A 1061-nucleotide genomic window follows, 5' to 3' on the forward strand; every position below is an offset into this window, starting at 1 on the left:
GAAATGCTCGCGAACGGTCGGTTGCTGATGCAGAACGGGGTGCCGGCCGGGCGCGGGGGCAACGTCGCGTTGCAGACGTATGCGGCACCTGCGGGGGGCGCGCAGTTCGGCGATACGCTCGACGGCGGCGCGTTCATGCCGGGGACTCAGCCGATAGCCGGCACGATCGCGATGAACGGTGCGATCCTGAGCGAGGGCTTCTCCGGTGGCGGCACGCTGACACTGGAAGCGCTCGGCTTCCGGATCGGGGGACCGCGGTCGGCGGCGTCTCCATGGGACGTGGTTCTGCCCGAGAACTTCTTCTCGCAACAGGGTTTCGGCAAGTATGTGCTGAACGCGTATTACGACTCGACGGTGGCGCCGGGCGCGGCGGTCGCGCTGACACAACTGAACCGCATACCGGATGCACTGGCGCTCCAGCAGACGGGCTCGGGCGCGAATCTGTCGGCGGGTGGCCTGACGACGATCGGCCAGCTCGACGCGTATCACCGGCAGTCCACAAGCCTGGTGTTGACGGGCGGAAACTACGCGGTATGGTCAAACGGAACGGGTACAGCGTTGTCGTATCCGGGTGTGACCGGCGCGGTTACGCTGTCGTCCGGCGCGTCGATCCACGCGGATGCCGGTGCGAGCATCGGCTTCGGTTCGCCGACGCAGGTGACGGTGCTCGGCTCGGTGGTCGCACCGGGCGGGTCGATCACGCTGAGTGCGGATAGCGGCGGCGTGTTCGCGCAGCCCGGGCAGCTCAGCGTCGTCACGCCGAGCAACAGCCGGTCCGTGTGGCTCGGTTCCGATGCGACGCTCGACGTGTCGGGCATCGCACTCGCCAATCCGCTTGCCGCGCCGGTCAAGATTGGTGGAACGACTGTCGTGCCGAATACGGGCAAGGTGCTGCCGGGCGGCTCGGTGACGCTGTCGAGCGATTCGGGCTACGTCGTCGCACAGGCCGGTTCGAAGATCGATGTGTCGGGCGCGTCGGCGAACTTCGACCAGTTGCAGGCGAACGGCATCTATGCGTCACAGCCGGTGTGGAGCGATGCCGGGTCGATCACGCTGTCGGC

Annotated in this window: 1 protein-coding gene; it reads left to right on the plus strand. The window is 67.3% G+C overall.

The window, feature by feature from the left end; all coding sequences use genetic code 11:
* Window positions 1–1061, plus strand: a 1061-nt coding sequence (locus G3N94_RS41675) for a hypothetical protein (RefSeq protein WP_205799955.1), incomplete at both ends; no start/stop codon positions are given.

This window comes from Burkholderia sp. Ac-20353 (genome assembly GCF_017104785.1).
GTDB lineage: Bacteria > Pseudomonadota > Gammaproteobacteria > Burkholderiales > Burkholderiaceae > Burkholderia.